This is a genomic window from Streptomyces sp. NPDC085524, assembly GCF_044541755.1.
Lineage (GTDB): Bacteria > Actinomycetota > Actinomycetes > Streptomycetales > Streptomycetaceae > Streptomyces.
The window spans coordinates 63,397-89,865 of the sequence record NZ_JBITTH010000006.1 but is presented as its reverse complement, the minus strand read 5'-3'; the positions used below and the strand labels follow the sequence as shown (position 1 = coordinate 89,865).

Below are 26,469 nucleotides of genomic sequence, written 5' to 3'. Positions count from 1 at the left end.
CAGCGGCCACCACCCCGGACGGGCCGGTGACCCCCGCCGCGGCGAAAGCACGGCATGCCAAGCTGGGGGTGTGACTGACCTCGCCAAGACCGTCGACCGTGCCTTCGCCGCAGCCCTGTACGCCCAGGACGACGCCGGGCTGGACACCGGCGCCTCCGTCCTGGCGGCGGACCCGGCCGCCTGGCCCGGCGTCGGGCAGGAGCTGCTCGCGCGCGGGGAGGCGTACGTACGGCAGGCCTGGGAGCGGGGGTGGCAGCCCGCCGACCTGCTGCGGCTGGTGCGGCGGGACCTCGACGAGCGGCACATACGCATCACCGGCGACCTGATCGCCGGCGAGGCACGCCGCTACACCCGGCTCCCCGAGCGCTGGACCGGGGCCGAGGTGTGGTGGGCGGGGGACCAGGAGTACGCCGACGGGCTCGCGCAGCGCGAACGGACGGACCGGTTCACCCTGGCGACCGCGCTGCTGGAGGTGTTCCGGCTGCTGATCCGGCTGCCCTCCATCGAACCGGTGGGCCCGCTTCCGGGCGACCCGCTGGACGAGCACGAGCACGCGCACATCGAGCCCCGCATGCTCGGCCGCATCCGCGCCCTGCTCGCCAAGGCCGAGGCGACCACCTTCCCCGAGGAGGCGGAGGCGCTCAGCGCCAAGGCCCAGGAGCTGATGGCCCGGCACACCGTGGACGAGGCGCTGCTCGCCGCACGCGGAGGCCGCCCGGCGCAGGTCCCGGGGGCCTGCCGGATCGGGGTCGAGCCGCCGTACGAGGAGGCCAAGGCGGTGCTGCTCGACGCGGTGGCCACGGCCAACCGCTGCCGGGCGGTGTGGAACAGCGCCTTCGAGTTCTCCACGGTGGTCGGCTTCGAGAGCGACCTGGAGGCGGTGGAGCTGCTGTACACCTCGCTGCTCGTGCAGGGGATGGCGGCGATGACCCGCGCGGAGGCCGCGCAGCGGGCCGGGGGACGCAAGCGGACCAAGACCTTCCGGCAGTCCTTCCTGCTCGCCTACGCCAGCCGCCTCGGTCGGCGGCTCGCCGAAACCGCCGAGCACGCGGTGAGCGGGGCCCCGGACAACCTGCCGGCCCTGGTGGCCCGCGACGTGGCGGTCACCTCCCGGGCGGACGAGATGTTCCCGAAGACCACCACGACCCGGCTGCGGGGGGCCACCGACCACGCGGGCTGGGAGGACGGCACGGCCGCCGCGGACGCCGCGCACGTGGGCGGCCGCCGCAAGCCGCTGCCGCGGTAGGCCGTGTGCGGCGCCGCTGCGGGGGCCCCGCTCCCGAACCCCCGCGTCTCGAACGCCGGGCCCTGCGCCCGTAGGGATGTCGTGTCTGTGATCAAGGCATAACCCTGCGCGTGCACGTGCATCTGCCCATGCATGCGCTTATGAACACAGCTATGATCCGGTGCAGTTGACATCTGCACTATCGGGGGCTTCCTGTGGACCACGCGTACAACGGGACGGCAGCTGCAGAACTCGCCACCACGTTCGGGCTGACCTGGCAGAAGAGCAGACACAGCAACTCGCAGGGTTCCTGCGTGGAGTTCGCGAAGCTGCCGGGCGGCGACGTCGCCGTCCGCAATTCGCGCTTTCCGGACGGTCCGGCGCTCGTCTACACGCCGGCCGAGATAGAGGCCCTGCTCCTGGGCGTCAAGGACGGCGAGTTCGACCACCTGATCAGCTGACAGGGCAGGCGAGGAACAGAGCGCTCACAGAGCCGTCATCAAGCCATGCACGTGCACTGGCCGGGACTGATCGCAATGATCATTCCCGGCCAGATGACGTGTGCGGAACCTCGTGTGCGGAACCCTGCGCCCCGCGCGCCCGGCTCAGTCGTGGAGCAGGAACAGCGCCCAGACCACCTTGCCGGTCAGCCGTCCCGCGAGCGGGTGCCAGCCCCAGCTGTCGCTGTAGGCGTCCACGAGGAACAGCCCCCGCCCGGACTCCAGGTCGCAGTTCTCCTCGGCCCGCTCCGGCGAGAAGGCCCCGCCGGGCCGGTCCTCGCTGGGGTCGCGCACGGCGCACACCAGTCGGGTGCTCCACCGCATCAGGTGCAGCCGCACCGACGGCTCCGGCTCGGCGTCCGGCCCCCGCGATTCCTCCGGCAGCGCATGGCGCAGCGCGTTGGTGACGAGTTCGGAGACGACGAGGGCCACGTCGTCGAAGCGCTCGTCCAGGCCCCACTGGGCCAGGGTCGAGCGAGTGAACGAACGTGCCCCGCGCACCGCGTCGAAGCGGGCGGGCAGGGCACATGACGCGGACCCGGAGACAGCCGTGGGGTCGACCGGGGGAAGCCCCTGCCGTAACGGCTCGAGCATGGTCGATCCATTCGTCCCCATGCGAGGCACTCCCGGGATTCGCGGGCGAAGCGGCGGCTTCGTCCAAAGAGAACTGCGGGGTGGGTCCGGCGCCGGCGCGAAGAGCACGCAGGTGCGCGGGGACCATCGTTCCGAATGGGAGAGCCGGATGCAAGGGCAGATGCACGTGCACGCGCCGGACCTGTCCACTCCCGTGACGGTTCTTGCTCATTTCTTCCTACGCATACTTACGGACTTCTTTTCCGGGCGGCGGGATTCCGTTACAGAACGAGTACGGGCCGATGCGTTTTGGTGGCAGACTGCGGCCTCTGGGGTGCGGGGGCCCCTCGACGCGCACGCATGCCAATTGCGATGGGGAGGGCAGTACTAGTGACCGCAGAAGCCAGCGGTTCCGTGGTGCGCCGCATCCTCCTGGGCTCCCAGCTCAGGCGACTCCGTGAATCCCGCGGCATCACCCGCGAGGCGGCCGGCTACTCGATCCGCGCATCCGAATCGAAGATCAGCCGCTTGGAGTTGGGAAGGGTGAGCTTCAAGGCCAGAGACGTGGAGGACCTCCTCACGCTCTACGGAGTCATGGACACCACGGAACGCGAATCCCTGCTGGGGCTGGTCCGCGAGGCCAACGCGACCGGCTGGTGGCACAGTTACGGCGACGTGCTGCCCGGGTGGTTCCAGACGTACATCGGCCTGGAGGGCGCGGCGTCGCTCATCAGGATCTACGAAGTCCAGTTCGTGCACGGCCTCCTGCAGACCGAGGCCTACGCGCACGCCGTCGTCAGCCGGGGCATGCCCGGCGCCACCGCCGCCGAGATCGACCGCCGCGTCGCCCTGCGCCTGGAGCGGCAGAAGGTCCTCGTGTCCGAGAGCGCGCCGGTCTTCCACGCCGTACTCGACGAGGCCGCGCTGCGCCGCCCGTACGGCGACCGCAACGTCATGCGCGGGCAGCTGGAGCACCTCATCGAGGTCTCCCAGCGGCCCAACGTCCAGCTCCAGGTGATGCCCTTCTCCTTCGGCGGCCACGCGGGCGAGAGCGGGGCCTTCACCCTGCTGCGCTTCCCCGAGTCCGACCTCCAGGACATCGTCTATCTGGAACAGCTCACCAGTGCCCTCTACCTCGACAAAGAGGAGGAAGTGGGCCAGTACGAGCGGGCGATGGCGCGGCTGCAGGAGGACTGCCCCGACCCGGACCAGACCCGCGATCTTCTCCGCGGCCTGCTCCAACTGTCTTGATTCGCACGTAGTATGACGTCTGATCAGTGCATGATGACCGATCGGTCTCCGGTGCAGCGCACGGGTGCGCGCTCGCAGTAAGGGATGGCATGTCCATATTCAGCGAACTCGCTCACCAGTACATCGACGGCGAATGGCTGGCCGGCAACGGTTCCTGGGACATCATCGACGTCAACCCCTACAACGGCGAGAAGCTCGCGGCCATCACGGTGGCCACCGTCGAGCAGGTGGACCAGGCCTACCGCGGCGCCGAACGCGCCCAGCGCGAGTGGGCCGCCACCAGCCCGTACACCAGACGCGAGATCCTGGAACGCGCCCTGCGGATCACCGAGGAGCGCGAGAAGGAGATCGTCGAGGCGATGATCGACGAGCTCGGCGGGACCCGTCCCAAGGCCGAGTACGAGGTGTACCTCGCCAAGGAGTTCATCCGCGAGTCGGTCCAGCTCGCCGTCCGCCCCGAGGGCCGGATCCTGGCCTCGCCCGTCGAGGGCAAGGAGAACCGGGTCCAGCGCCTCCCCGTCGGCGTCGTCACCGTGATCAGCCCCTTCAACTTCCCGTTCCTGGTCACCCTGAAGTCGGTCGCCCCGGCCCTGGCCCTGGGCAACGCGGTCGTCATCAAGCCGAACCAGAACGCACCCGTCGTCGGCGGCGGGGTCATCGCCAAGATCTTCGAGGAGGCCGGGCTCCCGGCCGGCCTGCTCAACGTCCTGGTCACCGACATAGCCGAGATAGGCGACGCGCTCCTGACGCACCCCGTCCCCAAGGTGATCTCCTTCGCGGGGTCCGACCGGGTCGGCCGGCACGTCGGGGCCGTCGCCGCCCGCCACTTCAAGCGGACGGTCCTGGAACTCAGCGGCAACAGCGCACTCGTCGTCCTCGACGACGCCGACCTCGACTACGCGGTGGACGCGGCCGTCTTCAGCCGCTTCGTCTACCAGGGCCAGGTCTGCATGGCCGCCAACCGGATCCTCGTCGACGCGGCCGTCGCGGAGGAGTTCACCGAGAAGTTCACCGCCCGCGTCCGCTCCCTGAAGACGGGCGACCCGCACGAGCCCGACACCCAGATCGGCCCGCTGATCAACTCCTTCCAGGCGGACGCCCTGACCGCCCTCGTGGACCGGGCGGTCGAGGCCGGCGCCCAGGCCCTCGTACGCGGCGCTACGCGCGGCAACCTGGTCGAACCCACCGTGCTGGCCGGCCTCCCCGAGGACTCCCCGCTGCTGGGCCAGGAGATCTTCGGCCCCGTCGCCCTCCTCGTGGTCTTCGACGGCGAGGACGAGGCCGTACGGATGACCAACGCGACCCCGTACGGGCTGAGCGGCGCCGTGCACACCCGGGACGTGGAACGCGGCGTGCGCTTCGCGCAGCGGATCGAGACCGGGATGATCCACGTCAACGACTCCACCATCGGCGACGAGCCCCTCGCGGCCTTCGGCGGCGAGAAGGCCTCCGGGCTGGGCCGGCTGAACGGCGAGGCGACCGTGGAGGCCTTCACCACCCAGAAGTGGATCTCGGTACAGCACGGCCGCAGCCGGTTCCCGTTCTGACCTCCGACTGCCCCTAGACTCGACCGGGCGTACGCGGTGCCGCCCGGGGGAGATCGAGTTGAGCAACATACCGGAGACCGGCCGGACCCCTCGGGTCCAGAACCGGCTCGTCGTCATCCAGATCGTCGTCTTCTCGCTGCTGCTCACCCTGGGCGGACGTCTCTGGTACCTGCAGATACGCAATGGCCAGGAGTACACCGACGAGGCGAAGAACAACCACGTCCAGCGCGTGGTCCAGCCTGCCGTGCGCGGATCCATCCTCGACTCGCGCGGGGTCCCGCTCGCCGACAACGCGACGCACCTCGTGGTCTCCGCCAGCCGCACCGAGCTGCTGACCATGAAGGACAAGGGCAGGGAAGTCCTGACCCGGCTCGCCGGGGTCCTCGGCACGGACCCGCAGGAGACCATCGACAAGGTCCGGCTCTGCGACGCCAAGACGAAGCAGCCCTGCTGGAACGGCTCCCCGTACCAGCCGATCCCCGTCACCGACGAGGCCACCACCGAGCAGGCCCTGCAGATCCGCGAGCACCCCGAGGACTTCCCCGGCATCACCGCCGAGCCCACCGCCCTGCGCCGCTACGCGGCACCGGACGAGGCCAACACCTCCCAGGTGCTCGGCTACCTCTCCCCGGTCACCGACGAGGAGATCGCCAAGGCGAAGAACACGGACTCCCCCTACCTGCGCTCCGACCAGGTCGGCCGCTCCGGCCTGGAGCGCACGTACGACAAGGAGCTGCGCGGCAAGGCGGGCGTCACCCGCTACGAGGTCGACAACCTCGGCCGGGTCATCGGGCAGGGCCAGAGCGACCCGGCGCAGCCCGGCTCGAACGTCGTGACCTCGATCGACTCCCGCGTGCAGGCGGTCGCGGAGCGCGAGCTCAACAACGCGATGATCGAGGCCCGCAAGACGTACGACAAGAACACCGGACGCAACTACGAGGCGGACTCGGGCGCCGTCGTCGTCATGGAGACCAAGACCGGCCGCGTCGTCGCGATGGCCTCCAACCCGACCTACGACCCGAACGCCTGGGTGGGCGGCATCTCCGCCAAGGACTACGCCAAGCTCACCGACAAGGACTCCAACCACCCGCTGCTGAACCGGGCCATCCAGGCCCAGGCGGCCCCCGGCTCCATCTTCAAGGTGGTCTCCTCGACGGCCGTGGTCAACGCCGGCTACCCGTTCAACGGCCGCTACCCCTGCCCCAGCTCGTACTCCGTCGGCAGCCAGACCTTCACCAACTTCGAGTCCCAGGGACACGGCGACATCACCATCGGCCGGGCCCTGGAGGTCTCCTGCGACACCGTGTACTACCTGCTCGCCGACCAGGAGTGGAAGAAGGACGGCGGCATCAACCCGAAGAAGAACCCCAACGACTGGTTCTTCAAGACGGCCCACGAGTTCGGGCTGGGGCAGCGCACCGGCATCGACCTCCCCAACGAGGTCCCCGGCCGGATCCCCGACCGCAAGTGGAAGCAGGACTTCTTCGACGCGAACAAGAACGCCTGGTGCCGGGACGGCAAGAAGAACGGCACCTTCGCCGAGAAGATCGCCTACGAGAACTGCCGCCAGGGCAACCAGATGCGCGAGGGCGACGCGATCAACTACTCCATCGGCCAGGGCGACACCCTGGTCACGCCCATCCAGATGGCCTCCGTCTACTCGGCCATCGCCAACGGCGGCACGCTCCACCAGCCCAGCATCGGCAAGGCGATCGTCAGCGCCGACGGCAAGTCGGTGCAGGAGATCGCACCCAAGGTGCGGGGCAAGCTGCCCATGGACGCCGAGACCCGCGACGACATCGACCAGGCCCTGGCCGGCGTGGCCACCAACGGCAGCGCCGCATGGCGCTTCGGCGGCTGGCCGCAGAAGCAGATCCCCATGCACGCCAAGACCGGCACCGCCGAGGTCCAGGGCAAGCAGACCACCTCCTGGTTCGCCTCGTACACCTCGGACTACGCGATCGTCATGACGATCTCCCAGGGCGGCACCGGCTCGGGTGCCTCGGGACCTGCCGTCCGCAAGATCTACGAGGCGATGTACGGGCTCGACCCGACCGGCAAGCAGGACCTGGCCAAGGCGCTGCTCCCGCAGCCCGCCACCGCGCTGCCGGTGATCCGCCCGGACGGGGAGATCGCGGCCAACTGAGGGCGGGTGGCGATTTAGGACACAGTCTGACCGCATCGGTCCGTAGCGTGGTTCTTGTCAGCAGGACAGGACACAGCAAGCAGCAACCACGATCACGGAAGAGGCGGTCAGCATGGCGCACCCCACCCAGGAGATTGCCGGAGACGAGCGCGGGACGCTCCTCCTGTTCGTCGAGGACCAGCGCGCAGCCCTCCGCACGGCGGCCCAGGGCGTGACCGAGGAGCAGGCCGCGAGCCGCCCCACCGTCAGCGAGCTGTCCCTCTCCGGCCTCGTCAAGCACGCCGCCGAGGTCGAGCTCAACTGGCTGCGCATGGCGCAGCAGCGGCCGAACGAGCACGGCCGCGCCCCGGAGGCCTGGCACGACGGCTTCCGGCTGGCCGGGGACGAGACCCTCGCCTCCGCCCTCGCCTTCTGGGACGGGGTGAAGGAGCAGACCGAGGCCTTCATCGCCGCCGTCCCCAGCCTGGACGACACCTTCCCGCTGCCCCCGGCGCCCTGGTTCCCGAAGGACGCCAAGGTGTCGATGCGCTGGATGCTCCTGCACCTGGTCCGGGAGTTCGCCCGGCACGCGGGCCACGCGGACATCATCCGCGAGACCCTGGACGGCACGAAGGCGATGGGCTGAGCCCCCTCCCACGAAGGGCTTGCACCTCACGTGGCGTGAGGACCCACAGTGAAGGGCGTACCCAACCAGGAGGAGGGCGAGGAGGATGGGCTATTCCGTGGGCCAGGTCGCCGGATTCGCCGGAGTCACGGTGCGCACCCTGCACCACTACGACGAGATCGGTCTGCTCTCCCCGAGCGGCCGCAGCCCCGCAGGTCACCGGCGGTACGACGACGCCGACCTGGACCGGCTGCAGCGGATCCTGTTCTACCGGGAGCTCGGCTTCCCCCTCGACGAGGTCGCGGTCCTGCTGGACGACCCGGAATCGGATCCGCGGGAGCATCTGCGCCGGCAGCATGCCCTGCTGACCGACCGGATCGCCCGGCTCCAGCAGATGGCCAAGGCCGTTGAGCACGCCATGGAGGCGAAGAAGATGGGCATCAACCTCACGCCGGAGGAACGGTTCGAGGTGTTCGGGGACAAGGACCCGGAGCAGTACGCGGAGGAGGCGGAGCGCCGCTGGGGCGGCACCGAGGCCTACGCGGAGTCGCAGCGGCGGGTCGCCACGTACACCAAGGAGGACTGGCAGCGGGTCCAGGACCAGGTCGCCGACTGGGGCGCCCGGTACGCGGCCCTGATGGAGGCCGGTGAGCCCGCCGACGGCGAGGCGGCCATGGACATGGCCGAGGAGCACCGGCAGCACATCGTGACCTGGTACTACGACTGCACGTACGAGATCCACACGGGTCTCGGCGAGATGTACGTGGCGGACGAGCGGTTCAAGGAGTTCTACGACTCCATGAAGCCCGGCCTGGCCGAGCACCTGCGGGACTCGATCACGGCGAACGCGGTCCGCAAGGCGTAGCGCGCACATCTCCCCCGCCCGGGACCTGGAACCGGGCGGGGGAGGTGTGCGTTCATACTGAGACGGCCGCAATGTCGCCGCGGCACCGCAGACCCCCCCGATCCAGGAGAGCCCGGAACCCGTGAACACGCTTGCGCTCGGTCCTGAGTGGATTTCCCCGGAGTATCTGGTCGGGCAGTTCGGCCTGATCGGCACGCTGGTCATCGTCTTCGCGGAGTCGGGCCTCTTCGCGTTCCTGCCGGGGGACTCGCTGCTGTTCACGGCGGGCCTGTTCACCGCGAGCGGCACCATCACGCAGCCGCTGTGGCTGGTGTGCACCCTGATCTCGGCCGCGGCGATCATCGGCGACCAGGTCGGCTACCTGATCGGCAAGTTCTTCGGCCCGAAGATCTTCAACCGGCCGAACTCCAAGCTCTTCAAGCCCGAGAACCTCGACTCGGCGCACGGGTTCATGGAGAAGCACGGCCCCAAGGCCATCGTGCTCGCGCGCTTCGTGCCGATCATCCGCACCTTCGCGCCGATGGTCGCGGGCGCGACCGCGATGAAGTACCGCACCTTCCTGACGTTCAACGTCATCGGCGGCGTGCTGTGGGGCGCGGGCGTCACGATCCTGGGTTACCAGCTCGGCCAGTTCGAGGTCATCAAGAAGAACGTCGAGCCGATCTTCATCGGCATCGTCCTGATCTCCGTCATCCCGGTGATCTTCGAGGTGCTGAAGTCCCGCAAGGAGAAGAAGGCGGCCGCCGCGGCCGCTCCCGCGGGGCCCCACCCGATCGACGAGACCGGCCCCCAGCGCGGCCGCCACGCCAAGCGCTGAAACCAGCCCCGCCGGCGTCTGAGGCGCGGGGTCCGGGGCGGAGCCCCGAATCCCTGGGCCACGCGCCAGGCCTCACCAGCCCCCACGTACGCCCCCGCAGGGCCGCCCGGGCCCCTGCGGGGGCGTACGGCGTACCCCGTCAGTAGCCGCGCGTGCGCTTGGCGGCACGGCGCTTGGCCGCGCTCGCCGCGCCCGGGATGCGCATGAAGAGCCGCGAGGTCTCCGAGCCCAGGTTGACGCCGATCGCGATGGCCAGCGCGATGGCCGCCGCGTTCACCAGCGACCCCAGCCCCTCGTTCAGCCGGTCCTCGGCGATCAGCAGCAGCCCGTAGTACGTGGCCGAGCCGGGCAGCAGCGGGCCGATCGCGGCCGTCACGTACGGCAGGGCGGACGCGAAGCGGTAGCGGGAGAAGAGCTGCCCGAAGAGGCCGACCAGCCCGGCCGCGACGGCCGTGGACGGCACGGGCGGGATGCCGCCGGCGTAGTGCAGGGCCCCGAAGGTCACCCACGCCACCCCGCCGTTCAGCGTCACGATCCACACGGAGGAGCGCTCCTGCTGGAGCAGGATCGCGAAGGTGAACACGAGAACCATCGAGGCGGCGATCTGGATCAGCGGCCGCTGGGTGATCTGCAGGACCTCCTCCGGCTTGGGGGAGGCGCCGAGCTGCAGGCCCAGGTAGAGCACGACCAGCACGCCCATGATGATGCCGATGAAGAGGTACATGACCTCCAGCAGCCGGGCGGACGCGGTGATGTAGTAGCCGGTCAGCCCGTCCTGCACGGCCGCGACCAGGGCCCGCCCGGGCAGCAGCGCGAACAGTCCGCCGGTGATCACCGCGGAGGCCTTGATGTCCTCGATCTCGGCGAGCTTGAGCGCCACGCCGAAGGCGGCCGGGGGCATCGCGGCCACCACGAACTGGTAGAACTCCGGCAGCCCGCGCCCGGCGAACAGCCACGCGAGCCGGTCGCCGAGGACCGCGCCGAGTGCGGCTGCGAAGAAGACGACGACCCCGCCGCCCACGAGGACGGAGGCCGCCCCGGCGAGCACTCCGGCGGCCGCGGTGAGCACCCAGGTCGGGTACGGGTGCCGGTTGCGCCGGATCTCCGCGAGGCGCCGGTAGGCCTCCTCCAGCGTGATGTCGTACTCGTGGGCGCTGATGTCGTCCACGAGCCGGTACACGGCCGCCAGGCGGGTGTAGTCGGTGCCCCGGCGGCGCACGGTCCGGTTCGCCGACACCGGGTCGCCCACCAGGGAGGGCTGGTGGGTGATCGACAGCATGGTGAACGTGACGGTGGGCTCGCAGCGGTCCAGCCCGTAGGAACGGGCCACCGCGAACATCGCGGCCTCCACGTCCTCGGAGCCCTCGCCGCCCGAGAGCAGCAGTTCCCCGATGCGCAGCGTCAGGTCGAGCACGCGGCCCACGGCGGGCCCGGTCTCGCTGGGCTTCTGCACGAGCTCGGGGACGGGGCGCACGTCGACCGGCATGCGCAGCATCGTGCGCATGCGGTCCTGCCAGGGGGACTCCTTCATCCGCGCGACGGGGAACCCCTGCCCCGGGGTGTAGGCGGGCGGGGAGTGCGCGGCGCTGTAGGTGGCGGGGGGCCGGAAGGCCGACCCCTCGGGCTCGGGCGGCACGGGCCCGGTGCCGGGCGGGAGGGCGAACTCGGAGGTGGGCTGCTCCTCCTCGGGGACCTCGGGCTCCATCCCGGGCGGCGGCGTGAAGGCGCTCCGCGCCTCGTCGGACTGGGGCTTGCGGTCCTCCGCCCCATCGGCTTCCGCCACGCGCCGTGCCCTCCGCTCCGTGATCACCTGCCGTATCAGTATGCGGAATCGTTCCACCCCCGGCGACGGGACCCTCCCGGGGCGGGGCCGGTGAGCGCGGGCCGGCACGACCAGCCCCGCAGGGACGGGCCCGGAAACGCAACGGCGGGCGGCGCCCCCGTGGGGGTGCCGCCCGCCGTCAGTCAGCGCTCAGCGCAGCGTCAGTGGTGGCCGCCGGAGGCCTCGAGGCGCTTGTACGAGGCCTCGATCTCGGCCTCGGCCTCGGCGCGCCCGACCCAGTTCGCGCCCTCGACCGACTTGCCCGGCTCCAGGTCCTTGTAGACCTCGAAGAAGTGCTGGATCTCGAGGCGGTCGAACTCCGACACGTGGTGGATGTCGCGCAGGTGCTCGACGCGCGGGTCCGAGGCCGGCACGCAGAGCAGCTTGTCGTCGCCGCCCGCCTCGTCCGTCATGCGGAACATGCCGATGGCGCGGCACTTGATCAGGCAGCCCGGGAAGGTCGGCTCGTCCAGGATGACCAGCGCGTCCAGCGGGTCGCCGTCCTCGCCGAGGGTGTTCTCGACGAAGCCGTAGTCGGCCGGGTAGCTGGTCGAGGTGAAGAGGCGACGGTCCAGACGGATCCGGCCGGTCTCGTGGTCCACCTCGTACTTGTTCCGCGAACCCTTGGGGATCTCGATGGTGACGTCGAACTCCACGTCCTGCTCCTCCATGATCAGCCTCAGAAGACTGCTTTGCTTCGAGACGGCATTTGATTGAACTACGTGCGCGTCCGGCCCTGCCCTGCCGGTTGGCGGGTGGGGTGCCATGCTCGCGGCAAGACGCAGTGGTTAAGTGTCCCTCACGCATATGTGTGATCGCGAAAGGGGCTGGTCCGAGGTGCCATTGGTCAAGACGTGGCAGCTCATCGCGGGGTCCGCCGTCGCCGGCCTCGCCCTTTCGGCGGCCGTCGTGGCCTCCGCCGGTCCCTGGGACTCCGGCCAGCGTAAGGCCGAGCGGGACAGGGCCGCCTCCTGGAGCCGTACGGGTGGCGCAGATCACGGCTCCGGCTCCGGCCCCGGGGGCCTGCCGCAGGCCGCTCCCAGCGCTCCCGGGGTGCTCCAGGGCGTCGGCCCGGGCCGCGCGCAGGCCGCCGCCCCGGACGGGCTCGCCTCCGCGCTGCGGCCGCTGCTCGCCGACCCCGCGCTCGGCACCGTCCGTACCGCCTCCGTCGTCGACACCGCGACGGGGCAGGTGCTCTACGAGTCCGGGTCGCGCGACGCGATGACCCCCGCCTCCACCGTCAAGATCGCCACCGCCGCCGCGGCCCTGGCCGCCCTCGGGCCCGAGCACCGGATCCGGACCACGGTCGCCCCGGGCGACGCCGCGGGACAGATCGTCCTCGTCGGCGGCGGCGACCCCTCCCTCACCGCCAAGACGAAGAACCCCGGCCCCGGCGGCAACCTCGTCAAGCTCGCCGGCGACACCGCGCAGGCCCTCAAGGCCGCCGGCACCTACACCGTGACCCTGGGCTACGACGACAGCCTCTACACCGGCCCCGCCCGCCACCCGATCGGCGACAACCCCAACATCGCCCTCGTGACCTCCCTGGCCGCGGACGAGGGCCGCCCCGACGACTCCACCTCCGGGCCCGTGGAGCGGGTCGAGGACCCGGCGAAGGAGACCGCCCGCGCCTTCGCCGCCCTCCTGGCCGAGAGGGGCGTCAAGGTCACCGGCGCCCCCGCCCGGGCCAAGCCCGCGGCCGGCGCGCAGCCGCTGGCCGTCACCCTCTCCACCCCGCTCTCCGGCCTCGTCGAGCGGATGCTGACCAACAGCGACAACGACATCGCCGAGGCGCTCGCCCGCCAGACCGCCCTCGCCTCCGGACAGCCCGCCAGCTTCGAAGGCGCCGAGAAGGCCGTCGCCGCACGCCTCTCCTCCCTCGGCGTGGACGTCTCCGGCTCCCGCTTCGCCGACGGCAGCGGCCTCAACCGCGCCGACAAGGTCAGCGCCGGCCTGCTGACCGGGCTCCTCTCCAAGGCCGCGGGCCCCGACCACCCCGAGCTGCGGCCGGTCCTCACCGGACTGCCCGTCGCCGGATTCACCGGGACCCTGCGCGCCCGCAACTCCGGCAGCTCCCCGGCGGCCGGCCTGCTCCGCGCCAAGACGGGCACCCTGAGCGGCGTGAACTCGCTCTCCGGCACCGTCGTCGACCGCTCCGGCCGGCTCCTCGCCTTCGCGTTCCTCACCGCGAACACCCCGGGCCCGGAGGGCGCCGAGAAGGCCCTCGACAAGCTGGCCGCCGCAGTCGCGGCCGCACCGTAGGGGTCCGCCGGAGGGCTCGTCCACGTACCGTTGACGCATGACGAGCATCAGTGGTGCCGAGATGGTCGACTGGAACCTCGCGGTGGCGACCGCGACCCGATTGGTGAGGCCCGGCCCGGAGGTCGGGAGGGACGAGGCGCGGGCGGTGGTCGCGGAGCTGCGCGCGCACGCCAGGACCTCGGAACGACACGTACGCGAGTTCACCCGCATGATCCCCGAAGGCGCGGCCTTCCCCGACACCCCCGTCCTCGTCGTCGACCGGAACGGCTGGGTCAAGGCCAACGTGGCCGGCTTCCGGGAACTGCTCCAGCCGCTCCTCGGCAAGATGCAGGACCGCCGCGCGGGAACCCCAGGCGGAGCCGTGCTCGGCGCCGTCGGCGGCAAGGTGACCGGCGTGGAGCTCGGGATGCTGCTCAGCTTCCTGGCCTCCCGGGTCCTCGGCCAGTACGAGACCTTCGCGCCGGTCTCCCGCGACCTGCCCGGTTCCGCGGGCGGCGGCCGGCTGCTGCTCGTCGCCCCCAACATCGTCCACGTCGAACGCGAGCTGGAGGTCGCCCCGCACGACTTCCGGCTCTGGGTCTGCCTGCACGAGGAGACGCACCGCACGCAGTTCACGGCCGTCCCCTGGCTGCGCGACCACCTCGAGGGCGAGATCCAGTCGTTCCTCGGCGCCACCGAGCTCGACCCGGCGACCGTCCTCGAGCGCGTGCGCGAGGCCGCCCAGTCCTTCGCCGGCGCCCGCCCCGACGCCGAAAACGGCGACGAGGGCCGCTCCCTGGTCGAGCTCGTACAGACGCCCGAACAGCGCGAGATCCTCGGCCGGCTCACCGCCGTCATGTCCCTGCTGGAGGGCCACGCCGACTTCGTCATGGACGGGGTCGGCCCCGACGTCGTGCCCTCCGTCGCCGAGATCCGAGAGAAGTTCCAGCAGCGCAGGGCCAGCGGCGCGGGCCGCCTCGACGCGGCGCTGCGCAAGCTCCTCGGCCTGGACGCCAAGCTGCGCCAGTACCGCGACGGCGAGCGGTTCGTGCGCGCCGTCGTCGACCAGGTCGGCATGGACGGCTTCAACCGCGTGTGGACCTCCCCGAACACCCTCCCGACCAAGGCGGAGATCGCCCGCCCTGCCGACTGGGTGGCCCGCGTGCACCGCAAGGGGACCGAGGGGGGCGCAGAAAGCTGACTCAGGTGTGACTCAGGGGGCGTAAACATGTCCCACTGGGGGAAGCAGCATCACCCGTCCGAGGGACCGTGGGGCGTGGAAGGGCGTGCGATGCTCGGGGAACGGCTCGGTTCTGTCACCATCGACGCACTCTGAGTGACATCCCCGCCCTGCGGGGGCAGCCGGGCAAGCACCCCAACGCACCACACTCCCCGAAGCCTCCGAGGCATCCGAACTCCATCGAAGGGCACCGGACATGGGTCCCCATCCTGCGGTCGCGGCGATACGCCTGGCGGTCCGCCGCGTACTCCACGACGTCCTCACCGACCTCTCCCACCGCTCCGCCGACCCCCGCACCACCCCGCCGCTCGTCCTCGTCGCCTGCTCCGGCGGCGCCGACTCGATGGCACTCGCCTCGGCCCTCGCCTTCGAGGCCCCCAAGCTCGGCATCCGGGCCGGCGGCATCACCGTCGACCACGGACTCCAGCCCGGCTCCGACCTGCGCGCCGCCGAGGTCGTCACCCGCATGACCGCACTCCGCCTCGACCCGGTGGAGTCCGTCGCCGTGCGCGTCGGCCGCGAGGGCGGACCCGAGGCTGCCGCCCGCGACGCCCGCTACGCCGCCCTGGACGAGGCCGCCGACCGGCTGGGAGCCGCCGCAGTGCTGCTCGGCCACACCCGGGACGATCAAGCCGAAACCGTCCTGCTCGGCCTCGCCCGCGGCTCCGGCATCCGCTCGCTGTCCGGCATGGCGGAAGTGTCCGGCGGCCCCGGCCGCAGCCACCGCTACCGCCGCCCCTTCCTCCAGGTCGACCGCCAGACCGCCCGCAAGGCCTGCATGGTCCAGTCCCTGGCCGTCTGGGACGACCCGCACAACATCGACCCCGCCTACACGCGCTCCCGCCTGCGCCACGAGGGACTGCCCGCGCTGGAGAAGGCGCTCGGCAAGGGCGTCGTCGAGGCGCTGGCCCGCACCGCCCAGCTCTCCCGCGACGACGCCGACGCCCTGGACGCCTGGGCCGCAGAGGCCGAGACCGGCGTACGGGACGAGGACGGCCGGCTGGAGTGCGCCAAGCTGTACGCCCTGCCCCCGGCCGTCCGCCGCCGGGTGCTGCGCAGGGCGGTCGTCGCCGCCGGCTCCCCCGCGGGCTCCCTCTTCGCCCGGCACATCGAGGAAGTGGACCGCCTCATCACCGGATGGCGTGGTCAGGGCGCCATCAACCTGCCCGGCCGGGTCGAGGCCCAGCGCCAGGGTGGCAGACTTGTCATCCGGCAGGGCTGATTGGTGCTGAAGCACGGCTGAGTCCTCCGGGGACACCCCCGGAGCCCCGGCCGACAACGAAAGTGATGCGGGTGGACGAGAAGGACATGGGCAACGACCTCCAGTCGGTGCTCATCACCAAGGAAGAGATCGACGCGAAGCTGGCCGAGCTGGCCGCGAAGATCGACGCGGAGTACGCGGGCAAGGACCTGCTCATCGTCGGTGTGCTCAAGGGCGCCGTGATGGTGATGGCGGACCTGGCGCGCGCCTTGTCCACCCCGCTCACCATGGACTGGATGGCGGTGTCCTCGTACGGCGCCGGGACCCAGTCCTCGGGCGTCGTCCGGATCCTCAAGGACCTGGACACCGACATCAAGGACAAGCACGTCCTGATCGTCGAGGACATCATCGACTCCGGTCTGACGCTGTCCTGGCTGCTGTCGAACCTGGGCTCCCGCCAGCCGGCCTCGCTGGAGGTCGTCACCCTGCTGCGCAAGCCCGACGCCGCCAAGGTCGCGATCGACGTGAAGTGGGTCGGCTTCGACATCCCGAACGAGTTCGTCGTGGGCTACGGCCTCGACTACGCGGAGAAGTACCGCAACCTGCCGTTCGTCGGCACGCTCGCCCCGCACGTCTACGGCGGCTGACCGCCGCACGCGGAGTACGACGCCCCCGGGGCCCGGAAGACGGGAACCTGGGGGCGATTCCCGCCGTTGGAGCAGGGAAAGCGGGTCTGTCAGCCGCCCTACGAGGCCGCGGGTGACAATTCAGGGGTACATTCCGAAGAACAGTCTTTACTCAAAGCAGCATTTACCTACGGGCAGGAGGGACGGGGTGCCTTGCGCCCCGTATGGATGGACGTGAAGCGATACTTCCGTGGGCCGGTCATGTGGATCGTGCTGGCCGTCCTCGCCGTGGTCGTGTTGATGAATGTCGTCGGCTCCGGCGGCGGCTACAAGTCGGTGGACACCAGCGAGGTCATCAAGGCGATCAACAGTGGCCAGGTGGAGTCGGCGAAGCTGACCACCGGCGACAGCCAGATGATCAAGATCGAGCTGAGCGAAGGCCAGAAGCTCGGCAAGCACGACGGCACCAAGTTCCAGGCCAACTACATCGGGGATCAGGGCGTCCAGCTCGCCCAGAACCTCCAGACCAAGTACGACGCCGGTCAGATCCCCAAGGGTTACTCCGTGACCCCGGACAAGACCAGCCCGTTCCTGAGCGTGCTGCTCTCGCTCCTGCCCTTCGTCCTCATCGTCGTCGTCTTCCTGTTCCTGATGAACCAGATGCAGGGCGGCGGCTCCCGGGTCATGAACTTCGGGAAGTCCAAGGCCAAGCTCATCACCAAGGACACCCCGAAGACGACGTTCGCGGACGTCGCGGGCTCGGACGAGGCCGTCGAGGAGCTCCACGAGATCAAGGAGTTCCTCCAGGAGCCGGCGAAGTTCCAGGCCGTCGGCGCCAAGATCCCCAAGGGCGTGCTGCTCTACGGCCCGCCCGGAACCGGCAAGACCCTGCTCGCGCGTGCCGTCGCGGGCGAGGCGGGCGTCCCGTTCTACTCGATCTCCGGTTCCGATTTCGTCGAGATGTTCGTCGGTGTCGGTGCCTCGCGTGTCCGCGACCTGTTCGAGCAGGCCAAGGCCAACGCCCCGGCGATCGTCTTCGTCGACGAGATCGACGCCGTCGGCCGGCACCGCGGTGCGGGCCTCGGCGGCGGCCACGACGAGCGCGAGCAGACCCTGAACCAGCTGCTCGTCGAGATGGACGGCTTCGACGTGAAGGGCGGCGTCATCCTGATCGCCGCCACGAACCGCCCCGACATCCTCGACCCGGCCCTCCTGCGCCCGGGCCGCTTCGACCGGCAGATCGCGGTCGACCGGCCGGACATGCAGGGCCGTCTGGAGATCCTCAAGGTCCACCAGAAGGGCAAGCCGGTCGCTCCGGACGTCGACCTCTCGGCCGTCGCCCGCCGCACCCCCGGCTTCACCGGTGCCGATCTCTCCAACGTCCTGAACGAGGCGGCGCTGCTGACCGCCCGCTCGGACAAGAAGCTGATCGACAACCACATGCTGGACGAGGCGATCGACCGCGTCGTGGCGGGCCCGCAGAAGCGGACCCGGATCATGTCGGACCGGGAAAAGAAGATCACCGCGTACCACGAGGGCGGTCACGCCCTGGTCGCGGCGGCCTCCCCGAACTCCGACCCGGTCCACAAGATCACGATCCTGTCCCGCGGCCGGGCCCTGGGCTACACCATGGTCCTGCCCGACGAGGACAAGTACTCCACCACGCGCAACGAGATGCTCGACCAGCTGGCGTACATGCTGGGCGGGCGCGCGGCCGAGGAGCTGGTCTTCCACGACCCGACCACCGGCGCCGCGAACGACATCGAGAAGGCCACGGCGACGGCCCGCGCGATGGTCACGCAGTACGGCATGACCGAGCGCCTCGGCGCGATCAAGTTCGGCGGCGACAACACCGAGCCGTTCCTGGGCCGCGAGATGTCGCACCCGCGGGACTACTCGGAAGAGGTCGCGGCGCTGGTCGACGAAGAGGTCAAGAAGCTCATCGAGACCGCGCACAACGAGGCCTGGGAGATCCTGGTCGAGAACCGGGACGTCCTGGACAACCTCGTCCTCGCGCTGCTGGAGAAGGAGACGCTGGGCAAGGAGGAGATCGCCGAGATCTTCTCGACCATCGTCAAGCGCCCGGCCCGCCCGGCGTGGACCGGCTCCGCCCGGCGCACCCCGTCCACCCGTCCGCCGGTGCTCTCTCCCAAGGAGCTCCAGCTGACGAACGCGGCGAACGGCAGCTCGGCGGCCACCGCCGTCACGCCGGTCTCCACGGAGAAGGGCATCGAGGTGGCCCCGGAGGACCGCCCCGAGGCCTGATCCACCCGGAATGGAAGCCGCGCCCCCCAGGTTCTAGCCTGGGGGGCGCGGCACTTTTATGCGCCTGCGAGCGCTGTGTGGACAGGAACGAGGAAGACGACATGACCGACCCAGTGACCCTGACCGGTGACGAGGGCACGATCGGCGAGTTCGACGAGAAGCGCGCCGAGGCGGCGATCCGCGAACTCCTGATCGCGGTCGGCGAGGACCCGGACCGCGAGGGCCTGCTGGAGACGCCGGCGCGGGTGGCGCGGGCGTACAAGGAGATATTCGCCGGGCTGTACCAGAAGCCCGAGGAGGTCCTGACGACGACGTTCGACCTCGGCCACGACGAGATGGTCCTGGTGAAGGACATCGAGGTCATGAGCTCGTGTGAACATCATCTGGTCCCCTTCCATGGCGTAGCCCATGTGGGTTACATCCCGTCCACGGACGGCAAGATCACCGGCCTCTCCAAGCTGGCCCGCCTGGTGGACGTGTACGCCCGCCGCCCCCAGGTCCAGGAACGCCTGACCACGCAGATCGCGGACTCCCTGATGGAGATCCTGGACCCGCGCGGGGTCATCGTGGTCATCGAGTGCGAGCACATGTGCATGACCATGCGCGGCGTGCGGAAGCCGGGTGCGAAGACCATCACCTCGGCCGTCCGCGGCCAGCTCCGCGACCCCGCCACCCGCAACGAGGCGATGTCCCTGATCATGGCCCGCTGAGCCGGTGGACGACGCGGACGGCTGGGTGCCGCTGAGCGAGGACGTACGGCGGACCCTCGAGCTGCTGCTGGAGGGCGACTCCGACGCCGACCGGGGCTTCCGGGCCCAGATCCCGCACGCGGTGATGCACCCGGGCGAGTGCTCGTGCCCGTGCGTGTTCCTGAGCGTGGACGTGGACGCCGTGTCGGCCGCGCCCATGGAACAGCCCGTGGACTCGGTCGCGGGCGCCGCCCTCATCAACGCCGAGGGCGGCTACGACGGCGAGGCGACCCTGCTCGCGAACAGCGGTTTCCTCGTGGACCTGCAGTTCTGCGACTGGGAGGAGCGGGGGCCGGGGCCGCTGCGGCTCTGGGAGTGGCTGGGCCCCCGCCACGTGATGGGCCCGCCCATCACCTGAGCCGCCCCGCAGGGCCTACGCCCGGGCGGCGCCCTGGGGGGACTGGTCGTCGTCCTCGGGGAGTTTCAGGACGTGCTCCAGGAAGAGCGCGGCGGCGACGACCGCCGCGCCCGCCAGGACCGAGAAGCCGGCGTACCAGGCCTGGTCGCGGCGGGCGGGGACGTCGAGGGAGTCGGTCAGCAGGAAGACGCCCACACCGCCGTACATGCCCGCCACCAGGGCCGCCACCAGGGCGCTGGCCTGGCCGAAGACCACGGCGCGGGCCGCCATCAGCGGCTCCACGCCCTTGGCGCCCGGGCGGCGCTCGCGCTGGGCCTTGAGGCGGGCGCGCATCGACAGGGCCGTGGCGAGGAGGATCACCGCGATCACGGCCAGCACGATCGGGGCGGCCAGCGGGACGCCCGGCAGCGTGCCGTAGGCGTTCCACAGCCGGGCGCCCGCCCAGGACAGGATCCCGGCGATCAGGAAGATGCCCGCCAGGACCGCCGGCCTCAGTTGCTTCACTTCCGCGTTCCCCACTTTCAGCGAGTAGCCATGAACAGGCTAACGACTACTCGGGGAGGCGGAGTTCCAGGTCGGGGCGCGGCGTGACGCCGCTCAGGCCGATTCCGGCCAGGAGGGCCGCGACCGGGCCATGGCCCGGGATCTGGGCCTCGGGGTCGATGTCGTGCCAGGGGGCCAGCACGAAGGCGCGCTGGTGCGCCCGCGGGTGCGGGAGGGTGAGGACGGGGTCGTCGGAGACCACCTCGGCGTACGAGACGATGTCGACGTCGATCGTGCGCGGGCCCCAGCGCTCCTCGCGGACGCGGTCGAAGGCCTCTTCGACGGCCTGGCCGCGCTCCAGGAGGGAGGAGGGCGGAAGCGTGGTCCGGATGCGGACGACCGCGTTGAGGTACGAGGGCTGCGAGCCGGGCTCGACGCCCCACGGCTCGGTCTCGTAGACGGGGGAGACGGCCTTGACCCGCAGGCCCGGGGTGTCGCCGAGGGCGTCGATGGCGCCCTGCAGGGTCTCCAGCCGGTTGCCGAGGTTCGCGCCGAGCGCGACCACTGCCCATTTGGGGTTGGACAGGGTGACGTCCGCCGCGTCCACGGCTTCGGTGACGGACGCGGGTACGGGCTGGACGGTGGGGTCGCTCTGGGCGCTCAGTCCGTGATTCATGCGCGGCTCCGGGTGATCGTGATGGTCACGTCGTCGAAGGGGACGGTGATGGGTGCGTCCGGCTTGTGGACGACGACCTCCACCTGTGCCACCGCTTCGTGCTTGAGGCACTGCTGGGCGATCCGCTCGGCGAGGGTCTCGATCAGGTCCACGGGCTCTCCCTGGACGACGTCGACGACCTCCTCGGCGACGACCCCGTAGTGCACGGTCTTCGCCAGGTCGTCGCCGGCCGCCGCGGGGCGGGTGTCGAGGTGCAGCACGAGGTCGACGATGAAGGTCTGGCCCTCTTCGCGTTCCCTGGGGAAGACGCCGTGGTGCCCGCGAGCCTTGAGGCCGCGCAGTGCGACACGATCCACGCGAATCACTCCTGCTTTCGTAGGTTCTTCCGGTCCGGGACTCCCCGAAACCATGGGCCTGTGCCGAGTGCGGTCGGCGTCGTCCGTCTTCGAATTTACCTGCGAAATACCGGGGATCCCGCCCGCGGGGGTCAGTCGGTGTCCTGTTCGTCCTCTTCGTCGGACTCCGTCAGGACGGGAGAACCGTGGTGGGACCAGAGCCGCCAGCCCTCCGGTGTGCGTCGGAACACATTCGTGGCGACGACCAGCTGGCCCACGAGCGGGCCGAGCTCACCGCCGTCCTCGGCGGGCCCGCCGCTGAGGATGTTCTCCGTACACGTCACCAGGGCGGTGTCGGCTATGACGGACACCTTCGTGTCGGTGAGGAAGAACTGGATGTACTCCGTGTGGGACATGATCAGCGCGTACGAGCGCAGCACCTCGCCGCGGCCCGTCAGGACGGGCCAGCCCGGGTGCACGCAGGAGATCTCGTCCTCCAGCCAGAGCGCCGACAGTGCGTCGAAGTCCCCCCGCTCCATGGCCTCGTAGAAGGCCGTGTTGACCTCTTCGACCGCTTCGATGTCGGTTCTGCTCACTGGGCTCCTTCTGGGTGCGTGCGGCTCACAGAGCCCCTTCCACGGCGCGGGCCACCCGAACCGCGTCCGCGGTCGCCCGTACCTCGTGGACCCGTACGGCCCAGGCGCCCTGGTGGGCGGCGATGGCGGACACGGCGGCCGTGGCCGCGTCCCGCTCGCGGGCGGGCGGCGGGGCGGCGCCGTCCCCGCCGGCGAGGACCCGGCCGAGGAAGCGCTTCCGCGAGGCGGCGACCAGCAGCGGGAAGCCGAGCGCGCGCAGCTCGGGCAGGTGCGCCACCAGGGCCAGGTCGTGTTCGGCGTTCTTCGCGAAGCCGAGGCCGGGGTCGACGACGAGCCGCTCCGGGGCGATGCCGCCGGAGACGACCGCGTCGATGCGGGCGCGGAGTTCGGCGGTGACCTCGCCGAGGACGTCCGCGTAGACGGCGAGGCTGTTCATGTCGGCGCTGAAGCCGCGCCAGTGCATGACGACGAAGGGCACCTCGGCCGCGGCGACGGCCGGGATCATCCCGGGGTCGGCGAGCCCGCCGCTGACGTCGTTGACGAGCGTGGCGCCCGCGGCGACGGCCTGGGCGGCGACGGCCGCGCGCATGGTGTCGACGGAGACGGAGACGCCCTCGGAGGCGAGCCCGCGCACGACGGGGACGACCCGGCGCAGCTCTTCCTCCTCGTCGACGCGGGTGGCGCCGGGGCGGGTGGATTCGCCGCCGACGTCGATGAGGTCGGCCCCCTGGGCGACGAGGTCGAGCCCGCGCTTGACGGCGGCGGTGGTGTCGAACCAGCGGCCGCCGTCGGAGAAGGAGTCGGGGGTGACGTTGACGACGCCCATGACCGCGCAGCGGTCCAGGTCGGGCAGGCCTTCGACCCGGCCTCTGGGAGCCGGCCGGCGGTTGCTGTTCATGGGCTCCAGGGTAGAGCCCTTGGCCCGGCTGGGCGGTGGCGGAGGGCGCGTGCAGCGCCGCTGCCGGGACTCCGCCCCGGACCCCGGTCCTCGAACGCCGGACGGGCCGGAGGGTGCGGGTGGGCGGGAAGGCGAACGCCGGCGGGGCTGGATCCTCCGGCCCCGCCGGCGTTCGAGGCGGGGGCCGCCCGCGGGCGTGGGTCGGGGAACACCCCCGGGACCGGCGGCACGCCCGGCGGACGGCTACGCGGCCTGGACCTCGCGGTCCGGCTGGCGGACTGCCGTCATGTCGTTGTGCGTGCACGTGCGGACCGGCTTCGGGCGGCGGCGGCTCGCGAACAGGCGCGGCAGGGCCAGCGTCACGAAGCCCTCGGCCTGCATCACGGCGAAGCCGATGCGGGGCAGGTCGCGGCTGGTGCGGTAGACCATGAAGCGCGGCTCCCAGCGGGGGCGGAACTTCTCGTTGAACTTGTACAGCGACTCGATCTGGAACCAGCGGGAGAGGAAGACGAGCAGGCTGCGCCAGGCGCGCAGGACCGGGCCGGCGCCGATCTTCTCGCCGCGGGCCAGCGCCGCGCGGAACATCGCGAAGTTCAGGGAGACCTTCTCGATGCCGAGCTCGGGGGCCTGCTGCAGGGAGGCGACGATCAGCAGCTCGTTCATGCCCGGGTCGGCGGCGCGGTCGCGGCGCATCATCTCCAGCGACATGCCGTCCTTGCCCCACGGCACGAAGTGCTGGATGGCCTTGAGGTCGCCGAAGGGGCTGGTGTCGCCCTCCTCCACGCGGTGCGCGGTGGCGATGATGCAGTCGCCGTCGCCGGGGTCGCCGACGCGGCCCAGGGCCATGGAGAACCCGCGCTCGGTGTCGGTGCCGCGCCAGGCCTCGGCCGCGCCGCGGACCTGCTCCAGCTCCTCCTCGGTCAGCTCGTCGACGCGGCGGACCTTGGTGGTGTAGCCGTTGCGCTCGATGCGCTTGACCATCTGGCGGACGTTGCGCATGGGGCGGCCGGAGAGGGAGAAGTCTTTGACGTCGACGATCGCCTCGTCACCGAGCTCCAGGGCGTCCAGGCCGGTCTCGCGGGTCCAGACCTCGCCGCCGGTCTCGCTGCAGCCCACGACGGCCGGGGTCCACGAGTGGGCCTTGGCCTCGGCCATGAACCGCTCGATGGCGCCGGGCCAGGCCTCGACGTCGCCGATGGGGTCGCCGGAGGCGAGCATCACGCCGGAGACGACGCGGTAGGTGACGGCGGCCTTGCCGCTGGGGGAGAAGACGACGGCCTTGTCGCGGCGGAGCGCGAAGTGCCCGAGGGAGTCGCGGCCGCCGTGGCGGGTGAGGAGCTCGCGCAGCTTGGACTCGTCGTCGGCGGTGAGCCGGGCGGCCGGGTGCTCGGGGCGGAAGGCCAGGTAGATCGTGGTCAGCGCGGTCAGCATGCCCAGGGCGCCGAGCGAGTAGCCGACGGTCCAGGACACCTTCCCGGAGTAGTCGACCGGGCCCTCGAAGCCGAAGAGGCCGTAGACCACATGGGTGATCTGCTCGTACAGGCTCGGGTTGCCGACCACCCGGTTCGGGTGGACGTTGACGATGAGCAGGCCGAGGCCGATGGAGCCGGCGCTCATCAGGACGAAGTTCGCGAGCGCCTTCCAGCGGCTGCGCGGGTCCGGCAGCGCCTTGAACTCACCCTGGTGGCGTACCAGCAGGGCGAGGAGCACCATCGCGATGACCACGCCGATCACCGAGTGCCGGTACATGAACTGCGCCACCGCGCCGGCCGGGAGCAGCACGACCGCGGCACGCCAGGCGCGCCGCTTGTGCCGCTTCAGGCCGTGCGCGAGCAGCAGGAGCAGCACGCCCACGCTGAGGGACGCGGCGGCTGCGAAGGGGCCGAAGGTGCCGGGCAGCAGCTCGGTGACCGCGTGGATCCGGCTGTGCCGGAAGCGCGGGAAGACACCCGCCGCGATGTCGAGCAGGCCGACGAGCGTGACGGCCGTACCTACGAGACCGGGGACGGCCTCCGGTCGGGGACCCCGGAGGATTCGACCCGCCAGGGCCGGAACCTGTCCGGACTTATCGCCATCTATCCTGCTAGACATCGCTTCCCGTTGCTCCGCGAGAGATCATGTGGCCGAAGGCCGCGACAGCCTCCGGAGTGTGGTGCGTCCATTAGGACGACGGCGACGGGGAGCGGGTTCACTCTTCCGTCGGAAATTTCCAGTCCTGCCATCAGAAAGTCGACTGACTGCTCATGGGTCTCACCAGTAATACGGTTCTGGCGCTGGCCATCCTCGCCGGGGTGCTGCTCTTCGCGGCCACGGTCTGGTTCTGGCCGAAGCTCTCGGGCCGCGGCTTCCGCCCGGTAGCCGGCCGGGTCGGGCTCCTGCTGGCGACCCAGCTGGCGCTGTTCTCGGCTGTGGGGCTCGCGGCGAACAAGTCGTTCCTCTTCTACGGTTCCTGGGCCGACCTGTTCGGCCAGGAGACGTCCATGGGCAAGGTCGTCGACCACTCGATGAGCAGCAAGGACATCAAGGTCGTCGACAAGCAGAAGCTGGACGTGCCGGGCGGTGCCAAGCCCCAGGTCGGCGGACAGATCCTGAAGGTTGCCATAACGGGGCAGAAGTCGAAGATAACGAGCCCCGGCTACGTCTGGCTCCCGCCGGAGTACTTCCAGCCGCAGCACAAGAACGAGAACTTCCCCGCGTCCATAGTCCTGACCGGCTACCCGGGCACCGCCGAGAACCTGATCAAAGGGCTCGACTACCCGATGAAGGCGTTCAGCCTGTCGAAGGCCGGGAAGATGAAGCCGATGATCCTGGTCATGCTGCGCCCGACCGTCGCGCCGCCGCGCGACACCGAGTGCGTGGACATCCCCGACGGCCCGCAGACCGAGACGTTCTTCGGCGTGGACCTGCCGCAGGCCATCACGGACACCTTCCGGGTCGGCAAGAAGCCCCAGAACATGGGCTTCATCGGCAACTCCACCGGCGGTTACTGCGCGCTGAAGATCGCCGCGCACTACCCGCAGACCTTCGGCGCGGCCGCGGGGCTGTCCGCGTACTACGACGCCCCCGACGACCCGACGACCGGTGACCTCTTCCACGGCGACGGCAAGCTGAAGAAGCGCGCCGACGTCCTGCACAGCATGGAGAACAAGAAGCCGAGCGGTACGTCGTTCCTCGTCACCAGCAGCGAGAAGGGCGAGCCGAACCTCGGCGACACCCGCAAGTTCATCAAGAAGGTGCAGAGCCCGGACCGGGTCTCCTCGATCATCCTCGACAGCGGCGGCCACAACTTCAACACGTGGCGCCGCGAGATCCCGCCGATGCTGGTGTGGATGAGCGGCCGGATCGAGGCCTGACGATCCGCCCGGCGATCCGCCCGGGCGATCCGCCCGGCGATTCAGCCGAACGAAGCACCCGTGACCGGCCCTTCGGGGCCGGTCACTCTTTTGTGTGC

At 70.7% G+C, this 26,469-nt stretch carries 24 protein-coding genes and 1 pseudogene; 16 read left to right on the top strand and 9 right to left on the bottom strand.

From position 1 onward, the window contains the following. Positions 1-70: 70 nt before the first annotated feature. The gene (locus ACIGFK_RS10875; protein ID WP_400051269.1) at positions 71-1,246 is read left to right on the top strand and encodes a DUF2786 domain-containing protein; all 1,176 of its coding nucleotides are present in this window, start codon (positions 71-73) and stop codon (positions 1,244-1,246) included. Positions 1,247-1,440: 194 nt separating this feature from the next. Further along, on the top strand, positions 1,441-1,686 hold the full coding sequence (locus ACIGFK_RS10870) for a DUF397 domain-containing protein (protein WP_376656346.1): 246 nt from the start codon (positions 1,441-1,443) through the stop codon (positions 1,684-1,686). 144 nt (positions 1,687-1,830) lie between these two features. Here the strand turns inward: ACIGFK_RS10870 and ACIGFK_RS10865 are convergent, their stop codons facing one another. After that, positions 1,831-2,319, bottom strand: a complete 489-nt coding sequence (locus ACIGFK_RS10865; protein ID WP_376656347.1) for an ATP-binding protein — start codon at positions 2,317-2,319, stop codon at positions 1,831-1,833. A gap of 351 nt (positions 2,320-2,670) precedes the next feature. Here ACIGFK_RS10865 and ACIGFK_RS10860 point away from each other — a divergent pair, with 351 nt between their 5' ends. The 6 genes and pseudogenes from ACIGFK_RS10860 to ACIGFK_RS10835 all read left to right on the top strand — a co-directional run bounded on the left by ACIGFK_RS10860 (position 2,671) and on the right by ACIGFK_RS10835 (position 9,528). Beyond that, positions 2,671-3,549: a helix-turn-helix domain-containing protein gene (locus ACIGFK_RS10860; protein ID WP_376656348.1), complete on the top strand. Its 879-nt coding sequence runs from the start codon at positions 2,671-2,673 to the stop codon at positions 3,547-3,549. Between the two features lie 89 nt (positions 3,550-3,638). After that, a complete protein-coding gene (locus ACIGFK_RS10855; RefSeq protein WP_376656349.1) occupies positions 3,639-5,096 on the top strand; it encodes an aldehyde dehydrogenase family protein in 1,458 nt (485 codons plus the stop codon). Positions 5,097-5,154: 58 nt separating this feature from the next. Next, a pseudogene (gene mrdA / locus ACIGFK_RS10850) lies at positions 5,155-7,236 on the top strand (penicillin-binding protein 2); the annotation flags it as partial. 118 nt (positions 7,237-7,354) lie between these two features. Next, positions 7,355-7,867: a DinB family protein gene (locus ACIGFK_RS10845; protein WP_376656350.1), complete on the top strand. Its 513-nt coding sequence runs from the start codon at positions 7,355-7,357 to the stop codon at positions 7,865-7,867. Between the two features lie 85 nt (positions 7,868-7,952). Then, complete coding sequence (locus ACIGFK_RS10840; protein WP_376656351.1) at positions 7,953-8,711, top strand: MerR family transcriptional regulator; 759 nt, start codon at positions 7,953-7,955, stop codon at positions 8,709-8,711. Positions 8,712-8,832: 121 nt separating this feature from the next. After that, positions 8,833-9,528 (top strand): DedA family protein, encoded by a 696-nt coding sequence (locus tag ACIGFK_RS10835; RefSeq protein WP_376656352.1) that lies wholly within the window; start codon positions 8,833-8,835, stop codon positions 9,526-9,528. A gap of 139 nt (positions 9,529-9,667) precedes the next feature. On the opposite strand, the gene ACIGFK_RS10830 is transcribed toward ACIGFK_RS10835, so the two are convergent. Then, a complete protein-coding gene (locus ACIGFK_RS10830) occupies positions 9,668-11,311 on the bottom strand; it encodes a threonine/serine exporter ThrE family protein (protein ID WP_376656353.1) in 1,644 nt (547 codons plus the stop codon). A gap of 200 nt (positions 11,312-11,511) precedes the next feature. Beyond that, a complete protein-coding gene (locus tag ACIGFK_RS10825) occupies positions 11,512-12,006 on the bottom strand; it encodes an inorganic diphosphatase (RefSeq protein ID WP_243629059.1) in 495 nt (164 codons plus the stop codon). A 181-nt stretch (positions 12,007-12,187) separates the two neighbouring features. Here ACIGFK_RS10825 and dacB point away from each other — a divergent pair, with 181 nt between their 5' ends. From dacB to ACIGFK_RS10790, 7 genes are all read left to right on the top strand, one after another. Beyond that, positions 12,188-13,612 carry a D-alanyl-D-alanine carboxypeptidase/D-alanyl-D-alanine-endopeptidase gene (gene dacB, locus ACIGFK_RS10820; RefSeq protein WP_376656354.1) on the top strand — a complete coding sequence of 475 codons (1,425 nt, stop codon included), beginning with the start codon at positions 12,188-12,190 and terminating at the stop codon, positions 13,610-13,612. A gap of 37 nt (positions 13,613-13,649) precedes the next feature. Further along, positions 13,650-14,792, top strand: a complete 1,143-nt coding sequence (locus ACIGFK_RS10815; protein ID WP_376656355.1) for a zinc-dependent metalloprotease — start codon at positions 13,650-13,652, stop codon at positions 14,790-14,792. Positions 14,793-15,027: 235 nt separating this feature from the next. Beyond that, positions 15,028-16,053 (top strand): tRNA lysidine(34) synthetase TilS, encoded by a 1,026-nt coding sequence (gene tilS, locus ACIGFK_RS10810; protein WP_376656356.1) that lies wholly within the window; start codon positions 15,028-15,030, stop codon positions 16,051-16,053. A gap of 65 nt (positions 16,054-16,118) precedes the next feature. After that, positions 16,119-16,679 (top strand): hypoxanthine phosphoribosyltransferase, encoded by a 561-nt coding sequence (gene hpt / locus ACIGFK_RS10805; protein WP_243339812.1) that lies wholly within the window; start codon positions 16,119-16,121, stop codon positions 16,677-16,679. Between the two features lie 207 nt (positions 16,680-16,886). Further along, positions 16,887-18,923 (top strand): ATP-dependent zinc metalloprotease FtsH, encoded by a 2,037-nt coding sequence (gene ftsH / locus ACIGFK_RS10800; protein ID WP_376656357.1) that lies wholly within the window; start codon positions 16,887-16,889, stop codon positions 18,921-18,923. A 101-nt stretch (positions 18,924-19,024) separates the two neighbouring features. Continuing rightward, on the top strand, positions 19,025-19,633 hold the full coding sequence (folE, locus tag ACIGFK_RS10795; protein ID WP_365165259.1) for a GTP cyclohydrolase I FolE: 609 nt from the start codon (positions 19,025-19,027) through the stop codon (positions 19,631-19,633). Positions 19,634-19,637: 4 nt separating this feature from the next. Then, entirely contained in the window at positions 19,638-20,030 is a 393-nt protein-coding gene (locus ACIGFK_RS10790; protein WP_376656358.1) for a hypothetical protein, read from the top strand. Between the two features lie 15 nt (positions 20,031-20,045). Here the strand turns inward: ACIGFK_RS10790 and ACIGFK_RS10785 are convergent, their stop codons facing one another. From ACIGFK_RS10785 to ACIGFK_RS10760, 6 genes are all read right to left on the bottom strand, one after another. Then, a complete protein-coding gene (locus tag ACIGFK_RS10785; protein ID WP_376656359.1) occupies positions 20,046-20,534 on the bottom strand; it encodes a DUF3180 domain-containing protein in 489 nt (162 codons plus the stop codon). Positions 20,535-20,580: 46 nt separating this feature from the next. Continuing rightward, complete coding sequence (gene folK, locus ACIGFK_RS10780; RefSeq protein WP_376656360.1) at positions 20,581-21,189, bottom strand: 2-amino-4-hydroxy-6-hydroxymethyldihydropteridine diphosphokinase; 609 nt, start codon at positions 21,187-21,189, stop codon at positions 20,581-20,583. Beyond that, positions 21,186-21,545 carry a dihydroneopterin aldolase gene (gene folB / locus ACIGFK_RS10775; protein WP_030010912.1) on the bottom strand — a complete coding sequence of 120 codons (360 nt, stop codon included), beginning with the start codon at positions 21,543-21,545 and terminating at the stop codon, positions 21,186-21,188. The genes folK and folB overlap by 4 nt, the downstream gene beginning before the upstream one ends. Positions 21,546-21,676: 131 nt before the next feature. Beyond that, positions 21,677-22,120, bottom strand: coding sequence for a nuclear transport factor 2 family protein (locus tag ACIGFK_RS10770; protein WP_376656361.1), 444 nt, complete (start codon positions 22,118-22,120; stop codon positions 21,677-21,679). 25 nt (positions 22,121-22,145) lie between these two features. Continuing rightward, a complete protein-coding gene (gene folP / locus ACIGFK_RS10765; protein ID WP_376656362.1) occupies positions 22,146-22,946 on the bottom strand; it encodes a dihydropteroate synthase in 801 nt (266 codons plus the stop codon). A gap of 315 nt (positions 22,947-23,261) precedes the next feature. Next, complete coding sequence (locus ACIGFK_RS10760; RefSeq protein WP_376660445.1) at positions 23,262-25,109, bottom strand: phosphatidylglycerol lysyltransferase domain-containing protein; 1,848 nt, start codon at positions 25,107-25,109, stop codon at positions 23,262-23,264. A 152-nt stretch (positions 25,110-25,261) separates the two neighbouring features. On the opposite strand from ACIGFK_RS10760, the gene ACIGFK_RS10755 reads away from it, so the two are divergent. Further along, the gene (locus ACIGFK_RS10755) at positions 25,262-26,371 is read left to right on the top strand and encodes an alpha/beta hydrolase (RefSeq protein WP_376660446.1); all 1,110 of its coding nucleotides are present in this window, start codon (positions 25,262-25,264) and stop codon (positions 26,369-26,371) included. Positions 26,372-26,469 lie beyond the last annotated feature (98 nt).